Source organism: Glutamicibacter sp. AOP38-B1-38 (assembly GCF_052377485.1).
Lineage (GTDB): Bacteria > Actinomycetota > Actinomycetes > Actinomycetales > Micrococcaceae > Glutamicibacter.
On record NZ_JBQSWU010000009.1, the window covers coordinates 15,645 to 35,683 of the forward strand.

The following is a 20,039-nucleotide window of genomic DNA, read 5'->3' on the forward strand; positions in this document are numbered from 1 at the left end:
TTAACTATGAGCTCACTCGTATTCCTTGATCCGGCGTATCCTGCCGGGCGCTTGGCAGACATTAACGCACCACAACTTCCAGTAACCGCCCAAGGCGTGACTCGAGGCGATGGCGTGTTCGAGTCGATGCTGTACACCAACCAGGCCGTACGCAAAATGGAAGCGCATCTGGCCCGTCTGGCTATTTCCGCCGAGGCCTGCGATCTTGTCATCCCTGACGAGCACCGTTGGCGCGCGGCCATCGATACCGCCGTGGCTGACTTTGACGCCGATGGCGGCGCCGAAGAAGCAGTGGTCAAACTCGTGGTTTCGCGCGCTGATTCCGACGCCGAGCAAGCGCTGTGCTGGGTAACCGTGGCCCCCGCCCCGCAGTTGGGCAAAGACCAGCGCGAGACCGGAATCGACGTTCTGCTGCTGGACCGCGGCTACGATTCGAAGCTTGCCGAGCGGGCCCCCTGGCTTCTGATGGGCGCCAAAACCTTGTCCTATGCGGTGAATATGGCGGCCTTGCGTTTCGCGCACAAGCACGGAGCCCAGGACGTCATCTTCACCTCCTCGGACGGTGTGGTCTTGGAGGGCCCAACTTCAACCGTGCTCATTGCCCAACGCGATGGAGACACCAAACGGCTGATCACCCCGATGCTTGAAACTGGCATCCTGCCCGGCACTACCCAAAGCGCGATCTTCGACGCGGCGGAACAGTACGGTTGGGAGCTGGGCTACGGTCCGCTCCGACCGGAGGACCTCTATCAGGCCGATGGGGTCTGGCTGGTTTCTTCGGTACGGCTGCTCACTGCGGTCCACACCCTTGACGCGAAACCGCTGCGCCTAGACGCCGAGCTCCATGCGGAGCTCAGCGAGCTCAGCGCTTCGGTCCGCTAACTCCAGACCAGGTTGAAGGTGCCCGCCCACAAGGCGGCACCGATGGCCACGGTACCCAATAGCACACCCGTTGCCAACACTGCGCCGTCACGCCATGTGAAGGACACCGAGCGCACCCAGGTACGTGTTCCCGTGCCGAAGCCCTTGGCTTCCATGGTCACCGCAAGCCTTCCGGCACGGCGCAATGCCTGCACCAACAGCGCGAGCACCTGCCCGAGCTTCGCCTTCACCCGTTGGGTCGGTGAGCGAAGGTCGCCGACTCCTCGCGCGCGGCGGGCCAGCGTCAGGGTGGTGAATTCCTCCACCAGCAAGCCCAGCAACCGCATCCCGGCCAGGGCTCCCAAGACGAAGCGGTGCGGAACCTTGAGTTGTTGCGCCAAGGCGCCGCCGAGGTCGCTGGGGTTCGTGGAACTGAGCAAGAGCACCGTGGGCACCGCGAGCGCCAGGGTACGCAATCCGGTAGCTACTCCGGCGCTCACCGATCCTTCGGTAATGCTGAGTATCCCCAGGCTTAGCAGCGTTTCGCCGGAGTCTTCACCTACCAAGGCAATTCCCCAGGCGGCGAGGGCCCCGGCAACAATAAGCGGCCAGCCGCGGCGCATAAACGTGCCCAAACGCAAGCCCGCCAGCGGCAAGGCAAAGAGCGTAGCAAGGATGACCACGCAGGCAGAGACCCAGTCGATGGTCGAGATCAACGGAAAGGTTGCCGCAGCGATCGCACCCAGCTTGGCCAACGGATTGATTTTTGCCAGCCAGCTATCCCCCAAGGGCGCGTCGAGCATCGGGCCTTGGCGTACCGCTGCCGGCTTGGCATCCGGCCCCTCGCGAGTCATTACGATCTGCGCCGCGTTGAGCGCGTGAGCGAAATCTTCATCGTGGGTCACCGCGACCACGGTTATCCCCGATTCGAGCGCCTCGATCAGGATGTTTGCCAGTTCCAGCCACGTATTGGCATCTTGCCCGAAGGTCGGTTCGTCCAAGATCAATACATCTGGTGAGGCGGCCAGCACCGTCGCTACCGAAAGTCGGCGTTTCTCGCCACCGGAGAGCGTGAACGGGTTGGCCTCGCCCAGATGGGCAAGCCCCAAGCGGTCCAGCAGTTCCTCCACCCGCAGAGCAATCTGCGCTGGAGCGTACTTCTCGTTCTCCACCCCGGCCTGGCGTGCTCGGGTAGGTGCGAATGCCAATTCTTCGCGGACGCTTTGCGTGACGAATTGATGTTCCGGTTCCTGGAATACCGACCCGATCCGTGCAACCAATGCCCCTGCCCGCCAGCTGAAGGGTTGCGGACTCAACCCATCGGCCAGGTCGCTGCTTGCTTCGACACTGCCCGTGGCCGGCTCGAGCAATCCGCCTAAGGTCAGCGCCAAAGTGGATTTCCCTGCACCATTTTCCCCGCGAATGACCAACGCTTGGCCGGCGCGCAGCCGCAAGTTGATTTCGGCCGTGCGCACCGCCTGCGGATGGCGCGCCGCGCGCAAGTTCACCGCCGCGAGCAGTTCCGCTCCCTCGCGTGAGTGGAGAGGTTCGGTGTGCGGAACGTAGCCGGGAATCCAAATGCCCGCCCTGGCTAATTCACGGCGAATCTTTTCATTCTCAAAGAGCGCCCGCGGCTCGAGGTCATGGGCGATCCCTCCGCCAGGGGCAAGGACGAGTACGCGGTCTACGTGTTCTGCCCAGGCCTGCAAGCGATGTTCCACCACAAGCAGTGTCGCACCGGTGGCATTGGCGGCGGCAATCACCGCATCACGCAGCGGCGCGATCCCCGACGGGTCAATGTTTGCGGTGGGTTCGTCCAGGAGCATCAGACCGGGGCCCATAGCAAGAATCCCGGCCAAGGCCAGCCGCTGCTTCTGGCCACCGGAGAGTTCCTGGGTGCGGTGCGACAAATCCAGATTCCCAAGTCCTACCGCGCGAAGCACCTCGGGGATTCGCGCGCGGATCAGTTCCGGAGCCATTCCAAGATTCTCCGCACCGAAGGCGACATCGTCGCCGACCCGGCTCTGCACGATCTGTGTTTCGGGGTCTTGCTGCATCAACCCGACCGGGAAGCTGCGGGCAAAGGCATCCCGTCGCTGAATCTGCAGTTTGCCAGTGGCCTGCTGCCGTTCGTCGATCTCCAGAACTCCAGCCAAGGCGTGCAAGAGCGTTGATTTACCGGCGCCAGATGCGCCTAGCAGCAGGACCTTCTGCCCGGCGGGAATATGCAGGTCCAGTCCGCTAAGCGCCGGCAATGGACGTTCGGCATGGTGCCAGCCAAAGTTGTCGGCCGTGATCTCAAAGCCGCCACCGCCGAGGTGCCCGGGGGTGGCTTCGGTAGTCGAAGAACTCAATTCAGGCACTGCGCAGCGAACCTTCAAGGTGTGCCGAACGGCTAGCCAATGCTCCCAGAGCACCGGTCTTCGCCAGAGCACGGGTTGCCAACCACGAGAGAAGTCCGGCAATAACTAGGCCGGAAATGCCCATGGCAACTACGTGGAACAGCTTCATCGCCTCGGTGTACTCAGCGAAGTAACCCAGCAGGTAGGCTTCGCCGATTCCGCCGAAAATTCCCGACATGAATCCCGCAAGCAGTGCCACCGGCAGGTTCCACCGGCGGTACCTCACTGCGGCAAAGACCACCTCGGCTCCGAGCCCCTGGATCAGGCCGGAGAACAGCACCGCTAATCCCCATTGGGAACCTAGCAAGGCTGAGATGACGGCGGCGAGGATCTCGCAATACAGCGCGGCACCGGGTTTCCGGATAATCAACGCACCGAGCACCGCGGGAAAAAGCCACATGCCAGATACGAAGGCGCTTGCCGGTGGGAAAGCCACGAAAGCAAGGCTGACCAATCCGTATCCGGCGTTCCAAGCCCAAAAGATAACGCCCGAGGCGACCGCGATTACCGAGGCCACAACGATGTCGACCACGCGCCAGCTGGCACGGTTAGTTGCTGGTGCAACGTTCATAAGGTTTGTCCTCCTATGTAAGGAGGGGAGATGCACGGACCGGTGGGCGTTTAATCGCGCGCCATGATCCGCATCCGAGATGCTCGACTTCCTTCGCCGGTACTAGCCGGGGCAGGTTCGAGGGTCTGCGATCTATCGCACTCTCAGCGTCTTGCACCGCGAACGGCATGACGCTCCCCTGTCGGAATGATTACTGCTCAACCACCATACCGCAGGTATGCTGGGCTACAGAACGAAACCTTACGACGCGAATGCGAGGTCCTCATGAACTCAGTGCAGAAGCTTGTTACCCTTGGAATTTCAATGGGAGCGGGAATGCTTGGAAGCCGACTGGTCGACAAGGTCTGGAAAGGCTTCACCGGAAACGACGCGCCACGTCACGGCAAGGAAGCAGCCGCGGAAGCGAGTATGCGCCAGGCTTTGGGGTTCGCCATTTTCTCCGCCGTGGTCGCATCGATTATCCAGGTGCTGGCTGATCGCGGCACCAACAAGGCCATGAAGAAGTTCAGCAAGTAACATTGCCGAATTCCTTTGGTGGGGCAGGCCATTTGGCCTGCCCCACCAAAGTTTAACCAGCAGCTAGGTGCTCTCGGGCTCGTCGTTCTGTGCAGGTTTCGCTGGCGGCACCGCTGCGGTGGTTCCGGTCGTCTGCGAATGATTGCTAATGACCTGTTTTAGTTCATCAACATGCAAGGTTTCTTTCGCCACGTGCTTCGTGCGATATCCGGCGCGGCCAATCATGTGCGCCGATACCGGGGCAGTCAGCAGCTGCAATCCCCAGGCCAAAGCAAAGACCGGGATCAGTCCCCAGCTGCGCAAGTGGATGATGAGTCCGGCGAAGAGCAGCAGGAAGCCCAATACTTGTGGTTTGGTGGCCGCGTGCATGCGTGAAAGCAGATCCGGGAAGGTAATTAAACCGATTCCGGCGATCAGCGACATCAGGGAACCAAGTACCAGCAAGAGCGCAGCGAGTGCTTCTAAGAACGTGTCCATTAGGCGTTCCTCTGATCCGATACGAACCGCGAGACGGTAACCGAGCCGATGAATCCCAAGGTGCAGGCAACCACCGTGAACAGCAGGTAATCGGTGTGCCGGTTCAGCGCCATGTCTAGGCACAGCGCACTGGAAATGATCAACAGCATGACGTCGAGAGCGAGCACCCGGTCAAGAATCGAGGGGCCCTTGAAAACCCGCCACAGGCAAGCGATAGAGGCCAGCGCCAGCATCACTCCGCCAATCCATACAGCTATTTCAATCATTTCTTGGGCTTCCTGCTGGAGAAATCCGGACCGCATTCATTCTTGATCGCCTCGTATTCATCGGGGCTTCCGATGGCCATGATCAACCGGCGTTCAATGTCGTGGATATTCGCTCGCGCCTTTTCCACATCCGCATCGCTATTCACATCGAGATAGTGCAGGTACAAGGTGGAACTGCTGCGGTCCACGTCCACCACGAAGGAACCTGGGATCAGGGTCAGCACATGGCCCACGGTCATCACTACCAAGTCAGATTCGGTGCGCAGCGGCACTGCGATCACCGCGCTGCGTGCCTTCTTACGGCGTACTATCGCAACTCGCGCCACATGGCCGCTGGCGACGAATACCTGACCGAGGAACCACGCGAAGAGCTTCAGGCAATACCAAAGGTTTATTCGTCCGGGAAGCACCACCGGCGGCAGCGGGAATAGATTCACGATGACGATCGAAATAATCGCGCCAAACAATAGATTCCCGGCCGAGAAGTCCTGCCACAGTGCACCCCATACGAAGATGAGCAGCAGGAGCAACGGCCACTCCTGCTTGAAGGTGGCACGGTGACGGACACCGGAGGTATCCAGCGCATCATCGATGCGCTGGTCACGATGTTTGAGGTTCTTGTCCTTCATGCGCCTTTCCTCCTAACTCAACGGTAGTACTGCGTTGATGAATGGTTCACGTGCAATCAATTCGGCCGCCACGCGTTCACAGAAGGCGAAGATCGGCCCGGCGAAAATGGTCAGCGCGATACCTGCGGCAACGAGCGAACCGGTCGCGTAGCGCATCCCCCAAGGCAGGGACTCGGATTCCAACTCGCGGGCAAGCTTCCTGCCCAGATGCGGGGACTCGGCGCCGCCTGCCGCGGCATGTTCCAGAACCCGCGTCGATTCTGCGATCAATTGCGCGTTCGGCACCTCGGCATCCGCCGCACGGCGCCAGAACATACGCGCCCACACACGAATAATCGCAAGCAGGGTCAGCAAACTGGTCAGCAGCCCGGCGCCGATGACCACCCAAGTCAAGGCGTCTGCCTCGGACGACGCCGCATGCAACAGCCCGAACTTCCCGAGGAATCCGGAGAAGGGCGGGATGCCGCCGAGGTTGATGGCCGGAATGAAGAAGAGCACGGCAAGCATCGGAGACAGCTTGGCCAGCGAGCCGAGTTTGGTCACGTTCGCGCTGCCTGCTCGGCGTTCGATGAGCCCGGCAACCATGAATAGCGAGGTCTGCACGATGATGTGGTGGCCCACGTAGTAGATGGTGGCGGCGATGGCCAGCGGTCCGCCGACGGCAACACCGAAGATCAGGTAGCCGATGTGGCTGGTGAGCGTGAACGAAAGCATACGTTTGAGGTCCGTCTGGGCCAGCGCACCGAGAATACCGATGACCATGGTCAATGCCGCAACCACCAGCAGCGCGGCGTTAACCGTCCCGCCGGGGAACAACAGCGTTTCGGTACGGATGATCGCGTACACCCCGACCTTGGTCAGCAGCCCGGCGAATACCGCGGTGACCGGGGCCGGAGCCGTTGGATAGGAGTCCGGAAGCCAGAGCGAGAGCGGGAAAACGGCGGCCTTGATGCCGAAGGCAATAAGCAGCAGCACGTGCAGGATCAGGTGCGGGCCTTGGTCCAGTTCGGGCAGCTTCACCGCCAGGTCTGCCATGTTCACGGTACCTGTGGCGGCATAGATCATTGCGATCGCCATCAGGAAGATCACCGAGGACACCACCGAAACCACCACATAGGTGGTTCCGGCGCGGATGCGTTCGGCGGTACCGCCGAGGGTCAGCAGCACGTAGCTGGCGGTCAGCAGGATTTCGAAGCCGACATACAGGTTGAATAGATCCGCGGCGAGGAAGGCGTTGGACACGCCGGCGAGCAGAATCAGGTAGGCCGGGTGGAAGACCGATACCGGCCCCGGTTCGTCCCCATCGGCCAGGCCCTGGCTGGTCGCGTAGAACAGCACCGCGAGGGACACCACGGTCGAAATCAGCAGCATGAAGGAGCTGAAGCCGTCGACCATCAGCGCAATGCCGAACGGCGAGTCCCAGCCGCCAATATGGATGGCATAGCTTTCGCCGCCCCACACCGCTGCCACCATGCCGGCTTCGAGAACCAGCGTCAGGCAGAGGATGCCGATCGTGATCAGCCGCTGGACACGGAGGCGGCGGCGCGCCAGGAACGCTGCGCCGGCACCGAATATCGGCAGCAGAACAGCCAGCGGGGAGAGTTCGAGAAATTCCATGGTTACTCTTCCCCTTCTCTAATCGGTCGGCCTTCTTCATCGACGAATTCTGTCGTGTCCTCGGCTACCGGCGAATCTTCTTCTTCGTCATATGCGGTGGACTGCGAAACCTTAATATCCTCGGTATCGTCGGCAACCACATCGGCGCTGGTCAGCGCCCAGGAACGATAGATCATCGCGAGCAGGAACGCGGTCACCGCGAAGGTGATCACGATGGCGGTGAGGATCAAGGCCTGCGGCAACGGATCGGAGTACTCCTCCGGGGCAATGCTCGAATCGAACAGCGGCGCCACCCCGCGGCGTCCGCCGCTGGTCAGGATCAGCAGGTTCACCCCGTTGCCCAAGAGCATGATGCCAAGCAGCACGCGGGTCAGGGTACGTTCCAGTACCAGATAGAATCCGGCGGCCAGCAGCACGCCGGTAATCACCAGGAAGGTAATATTCACGCTCATCGTCCTACCCCCGAAGCCGTGGCGTGGGTGACATCGTGTTGTTCGATCGGTGAGCGCCCCTCGGAGAGCTCATCGATTTCGCTACCCAGGGAGCGCAGGACGTCCTGTACGAGGCCAAGGACCACCAGATACACTCCAATATCGAAAATCGTTGAGGTGACGAACTTATGTTCGCCAAAGACCGGCAGCCAGAATTCCCATACGTAGGTGGTGAAGATCGGGTCGCCGAAAAGCACCGGAATCACTCCGGCAATTCCGGCCAGGGCCAAGCCGCCACCGATCAGCATGCCAGGTGCGACACGCATCGATTCGGAGAGCTCCACGCGTCCGCCGGCAAGGTAGCGGATGGTCAAGGCCAGCCCCGCGATCAGCCCGCCGGCGAATCCCCCGCCGGGGGCGTTGTGCCCGGCGATCAGCGCATAGACGCTGAGCAGCAGCACCGTGTGGAATACCAGCCGGGTGACAATCTCGAAAATGATCGAACGCCGTTCGGCCACCAGCGTGTTGCCGGCCATCAGCCAGTCCTGGTTGCTGGAGCTGGCGAAACGCCGGGCCACGCGCAGCCCAACTTCCTTGCTCCGCTGGTCGCCCATGGCTTCGGAGCCGCGGTCGATGCTTCCCGGTGCTACATGATGGGCGCGCACGCGCTGCCCGAAGCTCCGGCCGGCGAAGATCAGCGAGGCCACGCCCGTGGCCGCAGCCGCCAGCACGGTGATCTCGCCGAAGGTATCCCAGACGCGGATGTCCACCAGCGTCACGTTCACGATGTTCTCGCCGAAGCCCTCGTAGTAGGCCAGATCCGGGTAGGCCAGCGAGATCGGGGCTTCGGTGCGTGCGGCCATCATCGCGATAGCGATATACACCACCATGATCGCCAGCGCGATGGCGAGCACCGCGCGGCCCCAATTGATCTCGGTCAGGCCAACCCAGAGGCGTTTGGGCAGGGCGCGCAGCGCCAGCACGAAGGAGACCAGCACGATGGTTTCCACCAACAGCTGGGTGAGCGCCAGATCCGGGGCGCCCTGCAGCGCGAAGATGGCAACCATCCCGTAGCCGGTCACCGAGACCATCAGCACCGCCATGAAACGCTTCGGCGCCACGATCGCGATCACGCAACCGGTGATGATGATCGCGCCGATGACCAGCTGGGCCGGATGATCGGCAATGACCCAGTTGGTGGGCCACGGAGTTTCGACGGTCAACGCGATGGACAGCGGCAAGATGAGCACGACCATGAGGATCACGCCCAGGTAGAAGGACAGCGAACCACGCTGGGTACGACCGGTGGTCCAAATGGCGACACGGTCCAGCACGTTGATGCTCCCGCGGTAGACTTCCTCGGCGGAAATCACGCTGCGCCGCAACGGCGCTCCGGTATCGGTGCGCTTGCGCAGCCAGAAGAACAAAATACCGATGGCCACCGAGATGGCGCTCAGTCCCAAGGCCGGGTTGAACCCGGCGAAAAGCATTAGATGCATCTGCCCCGGTCCGCCCTGCAGGAGCGACCAGTGGGCGATCAGCGGTTCGATGAATTTCGGGTAGAGGCCCAGCGCCAGGGTGCACAAGGTCAACACCAGCAGGGGGCTCAGGAAGATCAGCGAGGGACGCTTATACGTGGTCTCGCCGGCGATCTTCGGTTTCACGCCGAAGGCCCCGATGAGGAAGCGCAAGGAATAGGCCATGGTCAGCGCGGCGCCCAGAACCAGCCCGATCAGCGCGAACGTCCCCCAGCCGGTGTCCAGGTGCAAGGCGGCCTCGTAGACCGCCTCCTTGGCGACGAATCCGAACAATGGCGGGATCCCCGCCATCGACGCGACGGCGATAGCGGCGATCAGCGCCAGGATCGGCATGCTGCGCCGCAGTCCGGAGAGCTTGCGGATATCACGGGTACCGGTGTTGTGGTCGATGATGCCCACGGTGAGGAACAAGGTGGCCTTGAACAAGCCATGTGCCAGCGTCAATGCCAGCGCGGCGAAGGCGGCTTCGGCGGTGCCGAAGCCGAAGATCGCAATGATGAAGCCAAGCTGCGAGACGGTGCCGAAGGCAAGGATCAGTTTCAGGTCATACTGTTTCAGCGCGCGGTAACCGCCGATCAGCATGGTCAGCACGCCAATGCCTACGGTGAGCGGCACCCAAAAAGCAGTTTCGGAAAAGCCCGGGGCCAGTCGGGCGATGAGGTATACCCCGGCCTTGACCATGGCCGCGGCGTGAAGATAGGCGGAAACCGGGGTCGGTGCGGCCATCGCTCCGGGCAGCCAGAAGTGGAAGGGAACCAGCGCGGATTTGGAGATGGCTCCGAGCAGGATCAAGGCGATTGCCACGTCAACGAACATTCCGGTGGAGACCAGCTGTTCGGACTGCGCGATCCACTCGGAGAGCCGGTAGCTGCCGGTTTGAGCGCCAAGCATCAGCAGCCCGGCGAGCATGGCCAATCCACCGAAGGTGGTTACGATCAGCGCGTTCATTGCCGAGCGTCGCGCGGTGATCAGGTGCTGGCTGAAGCCGATGAGCAGGTAGGAAAGCACCGAGGTGATTTCCCAGAAGATGAACATGATGATGACGTCGTCGGCGGTCACCAGGCCGGTCATGGCGCCGGCGAAGGCGACCATCTTGGCGGCGAAGCCACCGATTTGCGGGTCATCGTTCTTGAAGTAGCGTCCGCAGTAGATCAGCACGAGTGCGCCAACGCCGAGGATCAGCAGCAGCAGGCTTGCGGCTAGCGCATCCATGCGGAAGTTCAGCCCGATATTCAGGCCCGGGATCCAGTCGATGCTCAAAGAAGGTGGCGCGTTCGGGGCCCCGGATGACAAGGTCGGGTCTGCTGCCAGGACGGCCGGCATGCGTGTGATGAGCCAGATAAAACCCACTGCGGGAACAATTGCCACTACATAGAAGGCGTTTCTTTTGAGCGCCCGGAACAGCATTGGGGACAACGTCGCCGTTGCAAAGAGTGCAATGAGAATTATTAACACACGTCTCCTCTGTCGACTGAACAAGGGGCCAGAGTCCGACGAACAGAAAATGTCCGCTACGCAATTTTATCAGTCCAGAGGGGATTTTATGCACTGTTGAGCGCTTCGGGGAGTAATTGCGCCACCGGAGAACAACATGATGAATTCCGACACTGGCATATGCATGTGCTAATTCATTTTCTGATCACCGCAAACCTGTACGATGCCCACATGGGATCGAATATTGAACCGGTGGTAGACCAACACGGTGGCAAGTGGCTCAATAAGTACACCTGGGCTTGGGCAAGTTGGGATTGGGGCCAGGCGGCGATCAACGCAGTGATGATCACCTTCGTGTTCACCGTGTATCTGACCAGTGAACTTTTCGGTGATACCGACCATTCATCGCTGGTCCTCTCGCAAGCCCTATCCATCGCAGGCTTGTTGATCGCCTTGCTTGTTCCGGTGACCGGGCTCCGGGCGGACGCCGCCGGGCGGCGCAAACTCTGGATCATCGTTAATACCTTGCTGCTTGTGCTGGTCTGCGCCGCCGGCTTCTTCGTTTACCCCGATCCGAACTACCTGCTCTTTGGTGTCGGGATCATTGCGGCCTTGTCGCTGTTCTCTGAATTCGCCGGGGTGAACTACAACGCGGTCCTGAACCAGATTTCCACGCGCGCCACCGTTGGCAAGGTCTCCGGCTTCGGCTGGGGCATGGGGTATGTCGGCGGAATTCTGGCGCTGGCCCTGGTGCTCTTCGGATTCGTCCAGCCAATCGTCGACTGGCCCGGAGCGAACACGGCCGACTCGCTGAACTTGCGGTGGGTCGCGGTGTTCAGCGCACTGTGGTGCCTGATCTTTGCGCTGCCGCTATTCTTCGTCATTCCCGAAAGCACCTCGACGGTGTCGACGAAGATTCCGTTGTCGCAGTCCTACAAGGTGTTGTGGGGCCGCATCGTGGGTCTGTGGCATGAAGACCGCAATCTGCTCTTCTTCCTAGGCTCCTCGGCCGTTTTCCGCGATGGGCTCAGCGCGATCTTTACCTTCGGCGGCGTGATTGCCGCCGGAACCTTCGGTTTTACGCTCACCGAGGTCATCATCTTCGCAATTGTGGGCAATATGGTCGCCGCGCTCGGCGCGGTAATAGGCGGTCGCCTCGATGACGTGATTGGACCGAAGGCGGTAATCACCGGTTCGCTCATTGGCTTGCTGATTGCCGGGGCCGGGGTGTTCTTCTCCCCCGGTGCCTCAGGATTCTGGATCTTCGGACTGCTGCTCACCCTATTCGTGGGACCGGCCCAGTCGGCCTCGCGCTCCTACCTGTCCCGGATGATCCCCGAAGGGCGAGAGGGCGAACTTTTCGGTCTCTACGCGACCACCGGACGTGCGGTCTCCTTCCTTGCTCCGACGCTCTTTGGACTGTCCATTGCCCTTGCCACCCCCTTGGTGGAGAGCGGTCAGGCACAACGTTATGGAATCCTGGGAATTTTAGTGGTGCTTCTGCTAGGCCTGTTGTTGCTGCTGCCGATCCGCTCGCCTCACAAAACACCGGGCAGCTAGAAACGCGAATGCCGTAAATCTTCTCCTGCTGGCTAAGCCCGGTGCACTTGTGATTGACTGTCGCTCATGAACGCAGAAAATACCGAGCACGGTGTCGAGCCGCATGATTCGGGGGTGGCCGAACGGCTCAATTGGTTACGCGCGGGAGTCCTCGGGGCAAATGATGGAATCGTTTCGGTTGCCGCCGTGGTCGTCGGTGTTGCCGGTGCCACGACCGCCAACGCTCCGATCCTCACCGCCGGCGCCGCAGCCGTGATTGGTGGAGCCATCTCCATGGCTCTCGGTGAATATGTGTCGGTCGCCAGCGCCGCAGATTCTCAGCGGGCGCTGATCGAGAAGGAGCAGGCCGAACTGCGCGACACGCCCCAAGCCGAGCTCGAAGAGCTGACCCAGCTCTACCGGGACAAGGGGCTGAGCGCCCGCACCGCGGCACAGGTTGCCGTTGAGCTGACCGAGCACGATGTGCTCAGAGCCCATTTGGATGCCGAATTGAATCTTGATCCGGATGAGGTGCTCAGTCCGTGGCACGCGGCCATCGCCTCGGCTATTGCTTTCCTCAGCGGTGCGGTCCTGCCTTTTGCCACCGCCGTCCTGCTGCCTGGGCCACTGAAGATTCCGGTGACCTTTGCCGCGGTGTTGCTCGCGCTGGCGGTCACCGGCATCTTAGGTGCCAAGCTCGGTGGCGCACCGGTGCTACGCCCAACGCTGCGCGTGCTGATCGGTGGGGCCACGGCATTGGTCGTCACCTTCGCCATCGGCTCTTGGCTCGGCGGAAGCGCCCTGATGCTTTAAATGGCGATGGTGTGGTTGCTCCTTATCGCTAAGGAGCAACCACACCTCGAAGGCCAATCCGGGCAGCCTGCCCAAGAACAGCGCGCGGGGAACTCGGGACTTATTCTTCGATAGTGGTGCGGTGGAAATTCAGGTGGCTACGTGAAGCGGTCGGCCCGCGCTGCCCCTGGTAGCGATTCCCGTATGGACCCGAGCCGTAGGGGTGTTCGGTATCCGAAGTCAGCTTGAAGAAGCACAGCTGCCCGATCTTCGATCCCGGCCAAAGCTTGATCGGCAGTGTTGCCATATTCGACAGCTCCAGGGTTACGTGACCGGAGAAACCCGGATCGATAAATCCCGCGGTTGAGTGCGTCAGCAGACCCAGGCGGCCCAAGGAGCTCTTGCCTTCGAGCCGCGCAGCAACTCCATGGCCAAGAGTCACCGCCTCATAGGTGGATCCCAGCACGAATTCTCCCGGGTGCAAGATGAAGGGTTCGTCCGGGGCGACCTCAACAAGCCGGGTCAGCTCATTCTGATCCTGTTCCGGATCGATATGAGCGTACTTGTGATTATCAAAGAGCCTAAAGAATCTGTCCAAGCGCACATCAACCGATGCGGGCTGCACCATCTCAGGGTCAAACGGCTCTAAGCCAATTTCACCGGATACAATTTCTCGACGAATATCACGATCTGAATACAACACGTAACTAAATTTATCCTGTTCATCCCTGTAAGTCGCAGTAGGAAACCCAAAAAGTAGCGTTTTTAGGGCAAACTATTCCCGAATCTGCTGAATCGCTCACCCTAGGCGCGCGTTTGAACGATATTCGCGTAGGGTAGCTGGCCATAGTGCGCAAGGAACTTCGCTTGATAGTTGGCCAGAGCCTGGTTCAGGTCTTCGGCTGGTAGTTCCTTCCAGGCAATGATGAGCTTCCCGGAGCCCGCAAGTTGCCAGAGCAAACGGCTGTCCCAGTGCCCCGGGGGTTTGCCCGCCCCAAAATCGATGATCTCTTTCAGTTGTATGCGGAGGCCGCGATTTCCTTGGCTGCCCGGGCTGGCCTTTCCGATATACAAGATGTCCGCCTCCTGGACCCAGCGGGCTTTCAAGTCTTCAATCGGCAGCGAAGGGTTTTTCTTCTTGAATATTCCGGCGCCGCTGCGCGCCAGGAAACGCGGTTCGAAATCCGCGGGGCGCAAGACCGCAAAGATGCCCTGACGCTGTGGCACACGGTTCGTCTCCAGCGCCTTAAAGGGCCGAAAACCGGTGAACCCATCGGCCTTGAGTTCGTTCTTATTCAACTAGATCGAGTTCCTTGCATGATTGGGGCTAGGTGCGGATCTTATGCGCGAAGCAAGACTCTTGATTCGTCTCCTTGATGCTACCGGTCATTCTCGCGGACACTGTGCTGTGCACCGGGTGAACCCGGTGACATCGAAACATGTGGTTCTGCTCAAATTCCCATAGTTTATAGAGGATTTGAGGCTATCGTGGTCTAGGGACTTGTGTCCCATTCGCCGATCCACAACAGAAGGTACGTTTCATGCGCTTGGCTTCAGCAGTCACTAGTGCCGTTTTGGCGGGCGTTGTTGTGCTCTCTGGCAGCGTGGCAGCTCATGCGGCTCCCGAAGCGCTGCCAGTAGTCGAGGCTGGAGAGTTTACCGATGCCGCAAGCTTCCTCGCGTTGATCAATCCCGACACCCAGCTCTCCCCTGCCGATTACACGCCAAAGAAGCTGGTGGATGTCGCGGGAACTTCCCATAAGCTGCGCCCCGAAGCGGCCGAGGCCGTTGAGGCTTTGATTGCCGGGGCACGCAAGTCCGGTCACCCCATCAAGCTTTTGAGCGCCTACCGATCCTATGGACGCCAAGCGGTGCTCTTCAACCAGTACCAGGCCAAATACGGTACGGCCTATGCCGAACGCATTTCTGCACGCCCAGGAACCAGCGAGCACCAGCTTGGCTTGGCCGCAGATGTTGGAAGCATCGGCGGCAGCACCGATCTCAAAGAATCTTTCGGCCTAACGAACGCCGGCATGTGGGTTGCCGAGCATGCGGTGGACTACGGATTGATCATTCGCTATCCGGAAGGCATGGAAGAGATCACCGGCTATAAGTACGAGCCATGGCATGTGCGTTATATCGGCAAGGAGCACGCCGCGGCCATGAAGGAATCGAAGGCCGAAACCTTCGAGGAGTATCACGAATTCCTGCACGACGCGAAAGCAGCGGCAAGCGAAGAGGCTGGCGAGAAAACCGTGGAAAACGCGGCAACCGTCGAAGAAGATTCCGCTCCGCCGGCTTCCAAGAAGAAGGACGAATCAGGTCCGGTCAAGGACGACGACCTGCTGGTGCTTCGTTTCCTTCCCCCGTATCGCGACTGGGGTTTCGGTTTCACCGAAAAGTAGTTCAATACCCATATGTTAAATGCTTGGGGGCTCACCATTCGGTGAGCCCCCAAGCATTTAAGCCACGTTCGCGTACTACTTGGCGCGAACCGGAATGCCGGTGAAGGTCGGCTTCATGGTCGCTTCAAAGAAGTCATTGCCCTTGTCATCGACAACGATGAACGCCGGGAAATCTTCGACGTCGATCTTCCAGATAGCTTCCATGCCAAGCTCCTCATATTCGACGACCTCGACCTTCTTGATGCAGTCCTGCGCCAAGCGGGCGGCCGGGCCGCCGATCGAACCGAGGTAGAACCCGCCGTGGGTGTTGCAGGCCTCGGTGACCTGGCCGGAGCGGTTGCCCTTGGCCAGCATGACCATCGAGCCGCCGGCTGCCTGGAACTGATCCACGTAGGAGTCCATGCGACCGGCGGTCGTTGGGCCGAAGGAACCCGAGGGCATGCCCTCGGGAGTCTTCGCCGGACCCGCGTAGTAGACCGGGTGGTCCTTCAGGTACTGCGGCATCTCTTCGCCGGCGTCCAGCCGTTCCTTGATCTTGGCGTGCGCGATATCGCGAGCCACGACCAGCGGACCGTTCAGCGACAGTCGGGTCTTGACCGGGTATTTGGACAGTTCGGCCAGGATCTCATCCATGGGCTTGTTCAGGTCGATTTTGACCACGGAGGATCCGCCGGTGCCGGAGACCCCAGCGGTTTCGTCGTCGTGCGCGGCGATCGCCGGGTGGTTCTCATCTGGCATGAAGCGCGCCGGATCGGTTTCCAGCTGCTCGACGAACAGTCCGTCGGCGGTGACCTTCGCCATCATCTGGCGGTCGGCGGAGCAGGATACCGCGATAGCCACCGGCAGCGAGGCACCGTGGCGTGGCAGGCGCACCACGCGCACGTCGTGGCAGAAGTACTTGCCGCCGAACTGGGCGCCGATGCCGAAGTGGCGGGTCAGCTCCAGCACCTTGTCTTCAAGCTCCGTATCGCGGAATCCGCGTCCGGTCATGGCACCCTCGGTGGGCAGCGAATCAAGGTATTTGGCCGACCCGTATTTGGCGGTCTTCAAGGCCATCTCGGCGCTGGTTCCACCGATGACGATGGACAGGTGGTACGGCGGGCAAGCGGCCGTTCCCAGCGAACGCAACTTCTCATCCAGGAACCGCAGCATCGCATTCTCGTTGAGGATCGCCTTGGTCTCCTGGTACAGGAAGGACTTGTTGGCGGAGCCGCCGCCCTTGGCCATGAACAGGAACTTGTAGTCGGTGTCGTGGCAGGCCTTGGTGTCTGCGTACAGGTCAATCTGCGCGGGCAGGTTGTTGCCGGTGGCCTTCTCTTCCCAGGTGGTGATCGGGGCGAGCTGCGAGTAGCGCAGGTTCAGCCGGGTGTACGCGTTGTAGATGCCGCGCGATAGCGAAATCTCGTCCTGCTCTTCGGTCAGCACACGCTGGCCGCGCTTACCCATGACGATTGCCGTTCCGGTGTCCTGGCACATGGGCAGGATGCCGCCGGCGGCGATATTTGCGTTCTTCAGCAGATCCAGTGCCACGAACTTGTCGTTCGGGCTGGCATCGTCATCGTCGAGGATGTTGCGCAGCTGCTGCAGGTGGGCCGGACGCAGGTAGTGCGAGATATCGTGCAGTGCGGTTTCGGCCAGCTGTTCCAGTGCCTCGGGGGCTACCTGCAGGAAGTTCTTGCCGTCCGGTCCGGCGACAACTTTGACGCCCTCGGAGGAAATCTTGCGGTATGGGGTCTGATCCTCGCCAATTGGCAGAAGATCTTCATAGCGAAATTCAGGCATGCTCAGTCCTTGGAAATGATGATGATTGCTCTTCAACTATTTTAGGCCTTTGCGCCGATTTTCCTCATTCGGCGTTTGCACCTGCGGGTTTGGCGCGACATGCTTGAGTACATGAGCTCCGATAACAGCAACGCCCCGCGGGACGGACGCAATCCCGACGAACAGCCGAATATGGTCGTCGAAACGCCAATGGACAAGGAACGCGAACGTCCCAAAACGCACTTCGAGATGATGTTGCAGGCCGGACTTAACAAACCCGAACTTTCCGGATCCGTGATCAGCGCCTTCATGACCGCCGAGGTTTACTTCCTCTCACGCGAAGAGGTGACCGAGGACAACAAGAATGCGCAGCCGATGCTGCTCACCAACCCGGCAGGGGCCGCAATGGTCGCGCTGTTTACCGGATTGGATCGTATCCCTGGCTCCTACATCGACATGGCCCCCTATGGAGTTAAGGTGCAGGGTGCCACGATTGTGCGCGCGTTGGAAGGAACCGGTTTCGTGGTGAATCCGGGAGATGAACTGAGCTTTGAAGTTCCAGCGGATGGAGTGGCCATCCTGAAGGAAGAACTGCTCAAGGAAAAACGGGCCGAGTGAGATCGGGTCAAAATTCGGACATCTCGGTTCGCAGATTTCTGACCTGCGATTTCGTAGGATAAGCTGGACTTCGCCCGGGCCGCCATTAGGCCGCCCGGAGCATTGCGGGCGTAGCTCAATGGTAGAGCGCTAGCTTCCCAAGCTCGATACGCGGGTTCGATTCCCGTCGCCCGCTCGCATTATGCCGAACGTCGGGACACCTCAGGTGTCCCGACGTTTTGCGTTGGCATCCCGCGCCTTATCGAACCGAGGAGTTTCCATGACCGGTGTGCTGTCAGGATTCTCAATCATCTGGATAGTGATCTTGGTGGGTTATCTGGTGGGTCGCACCGGAGTGCTGGGCGAACAGGGACGCCATGTGCTGAGCCGGCTGACGTTTTTCGTCGCCAGTCCGGCGCTGTTGTTTGTCACCTTGGCCGAGTCGGAACCGGTGGCCGTACTGGGGCCGCTGATGTGGGTTGCCGCGATCTCTGCCGGTTTGACGGCTCTGGCTTACCATCTGGTGACCTATAAGTGGCTCAAACGCGAACCGGCCGAACGAATCGTGGCGGCCATGTCGGCCTCCACGGTGAACTCCGCGAATCTTGGCCTGCCCATCGCCTTGTACGTGCTGGGCGACGTGTCTCATGCGGCGCCCATCATCCTGTTTCAGCTGGCTCTCTACCAGCCGATCAATCTGGCCATGCTAGATGCTACGACCAGCACACATCGCACTACCCCGATAGCCTTGGTGGTTGCCACTGCGAAGAACCCGATGATTATCGGTTCGATGCTGGGACTAGTGGTGGCGCTGACGGGATTCGAGGTTCCCGAATTGGTCTTGGCGCCCATCGAACTAATTTCCGGTGCGTCGATTCCAGCCATGCTGATGGCATTCGGCATCTCCTTGGTCGGTTCCAAACCCTTGGAAAAGAAGTCCGGACGCCGGGCAGATGTATTGCTGGGTTCGGTTGCGAAGCTATTCCTGCAGCCACTGCTCGCATGGTTGGCCGCCGCCTACCTCTTTGGCCTTTCCGGTGGGATGCTGGTCGCGGCGGTCATTATGGCCGGGCTACCCACCGCACAGAATATTTTTGTCACCGCGCAACGCTACGAGCGTGGTGTGACGGTCGCCAAGGATACGGTGTTAATCACCACTATCTGCGCCGTCCCCATGATGATGATTCTGGCATTGCTCCTCGGGCTTTAGCGGAAGATTCCGTGAAGGATGATCGATTACAGAAGAAGATATATGACATGTCAGTTGCTTCATAGGTTTATTCACGGAAATCTTACGGAATACCCGGTAAGTCAGCACCGTTGATTTGGGTAGAGAACACCTCGTCACCTCGAAATGTTAGGTCATCATGAAGCGCACAGCTCCCCTTCTGGCAATTACGGCAGTACTCGCACTGGCACTGAGTGCATGCGGTGCCTCAAGTACAGACTCCGCCAGCTCCCCCGCTGCGGATGAAAACCTGCTGCAGCATGTGAAAGACAGCGGCGTGCTGACCGTGGGCACCGAAGGCACCTACCGTCCCTTCTCCTTCCACGAAGGCGAGCAGCTGACCGGTTTTGATGTTGAAGTCATTGAGGCAGTCGGCGATCAGCTCGGCGTAGAGGTCGAGTTCCAAGAAACCCAGTGGGATGGCATTTTCGCCGGTCTGGAAGCCGGACGGTTTGACGTCATCGCCAACCAGGTCAACGTAACCCCGGAACGCGTTGAGAAATACCTGCTTTCCGAGCCATACAACTTCTCCAGCGGTGTCATCGTGACCAAAAGCGATAACACCGACATCACTTCCTTCGATTCGCTGGACGGTAAAACCACTGCCCAGTCGCTGACCAGTAGCTTCCACGATGATGCCAAGGATGCAGGCGCCAAGATCCAGGCGGTCGAGGGTTGGGCCCAGGCCGTCACGCTGCTCAAGCAGGGCCGGGTTGATGCCACGGTCAACGACAAACTGACCTTCCTGGATTCGCAGACGACCAACCCGGATGACAGCATCAAGATCGCTGCCGAGTCCGAGGAGAAGTCCGAGACCGTCGTCGCCTTGAAGAAGGACCAGGCCGAACTTCGCGATGCCATCAACACCGCGCTGGAGGAATTGTCGGCTGACGGGACGCTCACCAAGATCTCCGAAAAGTACTTCGGCGAAGACATCACCAAGTAACTAGCCTCGATCGTCACACCCCGACACGT

Annotated in this window: 19 protein-coding genes, 1 tRNA gene and 1 riboswitch; of the genes, 9 read left to right on the top strand and 11 right to left on the bottom strand. The window is 60.2% G+C overall.

What is annotated here, in order from left to right:
* Positions 1-6: 6 nt before the first annotated feature.
* Positions 7-882, top strand: coding sequence for an aminodeoxychorismate lyase (locus ACT3TP_RS06875; protein WP_105553276.1), 876 nt, complete (start codon positions 7-9; stop codon positions 880-882).
* On the opposite strand, the gene ACT3TP_RS06880 is transcribed toward ACT3TP_RS06875, so the two are convergent.
* Together ACT3TP_RS06880 and ACT3TP_RS06885 are read right to left on the bottom strand one after the other, a co-directional pair.
* Positions 879-3,215 (bottom strand): ATP-binding cassette domain-containing protein, encoded by a 2,337-nt coding sequence (locus ACT3TP_RS06880; protein ID WP_444620124.1) that lies wholly within the window; start codon positions 3,213-3,215, stop codon positions 879-881. The genes ACT3TP_RS06875 and ACT3TP_RS06880 overlap by 4 nt on opposite strands.
* Before the next feature lies 1 nt (position 3,216).
* A complete protein-coding gene (locus ACT3TP_RS06885; protein WP_096283298.1) occupies positions 3,217-3,834 on the bottom strand; it encodes an ECF transporter S component in 618 nt (205 codons plus the stop codon).
* Between the two features lie 71 nt (positions 3,835-3,905).
* A riboswitch (TPP riboswitch) is annotated at positions 3,906-4,024 on the bottom strand.
* 74 nt (positions 4,025-4,098) lie between these two features.
* On the opposite strand from ACT3TP_RS06885, the gene ACT3TP_RS06890 reads away from it, so the two are divergent.
* Positions 4,099-4,350: a DUF4235 domain-containing protein gene (locus tag ACT3TP_RS06890; protein WP_096283297.1), complete on the top strand. Its 252-nt coding sequence runs from the start codon at positions 4,099-4,101 to the stop codon at positions 4,348-4,350.
* Between the two features lie 63 nt (positions 4,351-4,413).
* Here ACT3TP_RS06890 and mnhG read toward each other — a convergent pair whose 3' ends face one another.
* From mnhG to ACT3TP_RS06920, 6 genes are read right to left on the bottom strand one after another with little or no spacing between them, the layout of a single operon-like run.
* Positions 4,414-4,827 (bottom strand): monovalent cation/H(+) antiporter subunit G, encoded by a 414-nt coding sequence (gene mnhG, locus ACT3TP_RS06895; protein ID WP_096283296.1) that lies wholly within the window; start codon positions 4,825-4,827, stop codon positions 4,414-4,416.
* Entirely contained in the window at positions 4,827-5,093 is a 267-nt protein-coding gene (locus ACT3TP_RS06900; RefSeq protein ID WP_096283295.1) for a monovalent cation/H+ antiporter complex subunit F, read from the bottom strand. Before ACT3TP_RS06900 ends, mnhG begins: the two co-directional genes overlap by 1 nt.
* A complete protein-coding gene (locus ACT3TP_RS06905; RefSeq protein WP_105553278.1) occupies positions 5,090-5,722 on the bottom strand; it encodes a Na+/H+ antiporter subunit E in 633 nt (210 codons plus the stop codon). Before ACT3TP_RS06905 ends, ACT3TP_RS06900 begins: the two co-directional genes overlap by 4 nt.
* Positions 5,723-5,734: 12 nt before the next feature.
* Positions 5,735-7,339, bottom strand: coding sequence for a Na+/H+ antiporter subunit D (locus tag ACT3TP_RS06910; RefSeq protein ID WP_096283293.1), 1,605 nt, complete (start codon positions 7,337-7,339; stop codon positions 5,735-5,737).
* Positions 7,340-7,341: 2 nt separating this feature from the next.
* Complete coding sequence (locus tag ACT3TP_RS06915; RefSeq protein ID WP_096283292.1) at positions 7,342-7,791, bottom strand: Na(+)/H(+) antiporter subunit C; 450 nt, start codon at positions 7,789-7,791, stop codon at positions 7,342-7,344.
* Positions 7,788-10,763, bottom strand: coding sequence for a Na+/H+ antiporter subunit A (locus ACT3TP_RS06920; RefSeq protein ID WP_096283291.1), 2,976 nt, complete (start codon positions 10,761-10,763; stop codon positions 7,788-7,790). The genes ACT3TP_RS06915 and ACT3TP_RS06920 overlap by 4 nt, the downstream gene beginning before the upstream one ends.
* A gap of 210 nt (positions 10,764-10,973) precedes the next feature.
* Here ACT3TP_RS06920 and ACT3TP_RS06925 point away from each other — a divergent pair, with 210 nt between their 5' ends.
* Positions 10,974-12,302, top strand: coding sequence for an MFS transporter (locus tag ACT3TP_RS06925; RefSeq protein ID WP_096283536.1), 1,329 nt, complete (start codon positions 10,974-10,976; stop codon positions 12,300-12,302).
* A 66-nt stretch (positions 12,303-12,368) separates the two neighbouring features.
* On the top strand, positions 12,369-13,094 hold the full coding sequence (locus ACT3TP_RS06930) for a VIT1/CCC1 transporter family protein (RefSeq protein WP_096283290.1): 726 nt from the start codon (positions 12,369-12,371) through the stop codon (positions 13,092-13,094).
* Positions 13,095-13,194: 100 nt separating this feature from the next.
* Here the strand turns inward: ACT3TP_RS06930 and dcd are convergent, their stop codons facing one another.
* Complete coding sequence (gene dcd, locus ACT3TP_RS06935) at positions 13,195-13,776, bottom strand: dCTP deaminase (RefSeq protein ID WP_096283289.1); 582 nt, start codon at positions 13,774-13,776, stop codon at positions 13,195-13,197.
* 101 nt (positions 13,777-13,877) lie between these two features.
* Positions 13,878-14,372 (bottom strand): hypothetical protein, encoded by a 495-nt coding sequence (locus ACT3TP_RS06940; protein WP_096283288.1) that lies wholly within the window; start codon positions 14,370-14,372, stop codon positions 13,878-13,880.
* Positions 14,373-14,614: 242 nt separating this feature from the next.
* Here ACT3TP_RS06940 and ACT3TP_RS06945 point away from each other — a divergent pair, with 242 nt between their 5' ends.
* Positions 14,615-15,478, top strand: coding sequence for a M15 family metallopeptidase (locus tag ACT3TP_RS06945; RefSeq protein ID WP_096283287.1), 864 nt, complete (start codon positions 14,615-14,617; stop codon positions 15,476-15,478).
* A 75-nt stretch (positions 15,479-15,553) separates the two neighbouring features.
* Here the strand turns inward: ACT3TP_RS06945 and ACT3TP_RS06950 are convergent, their stop codons facing one another.
* Entirely contained in the window at positions 15,554-17,260 is a 1,707-nt protein-coding gene (locus ACT3TP_RS06950) for a fumarate hydratase (RefSeq protein WP_096283286.1), read from the bottom strand.
* A 111-nt stretch (positions 17,261-17,371) separates the two neighbouring features.
* Here ACT3TP_RS06950 and ACT3TP_RS06955 point away from each other — a divergent pair, with 111 nt between their 5' ends.
* The 4 genes from ACT3TP_RS06955 (at position 17,372) to ACT3TP_RS06970 (ending at position 20,010) form a co-directional block, all read left to right on the top strand.
* The gene (locus ACT3TP_RS06955; RefSeq protein ID WP_176484064.1) at positions 17,372-17,857 is read left to right on the top strand and encodes an SseB family protein; all 486 of its coding nucleotides are present in this window, start codon (positions 17,372-17,374) and stop codon (positions 17,855-17,857) included.
* Between the two features lie 104 nt (positions 17,858-17,961).
* Positions 17,962-18,032 (top strand) — tRNA-Gly (locus ACT3TP_RS06960).
* Between the two features lie 84 nt (positions 18,033-18,116).
* Entirely contained in the window at positions 18,117-19,046 is a 930-nt protein-coding gene (locus tag ACT3TP_RS06965) for an AEC family transporter (RefSeq protein WP_105553283.1), read from the top strand.
* Positions 19,047-19,203: 157 nt separating this feature from the next.
* The gene (locus tag ACT3TP_RS06970) at positions 19,204-20,010 is read left to right on the top strand and encodes a transporter substrate-binding domain-containing protein (protein ID WP_444620015.1); all 807 of its coding nucleotides are present in this window, start codon (positions 19,204-19,206) and stop codon (positions 20,008-20,010) included.
* Positions 20,011-20,039: the final 29 nt, after the last annotated feature.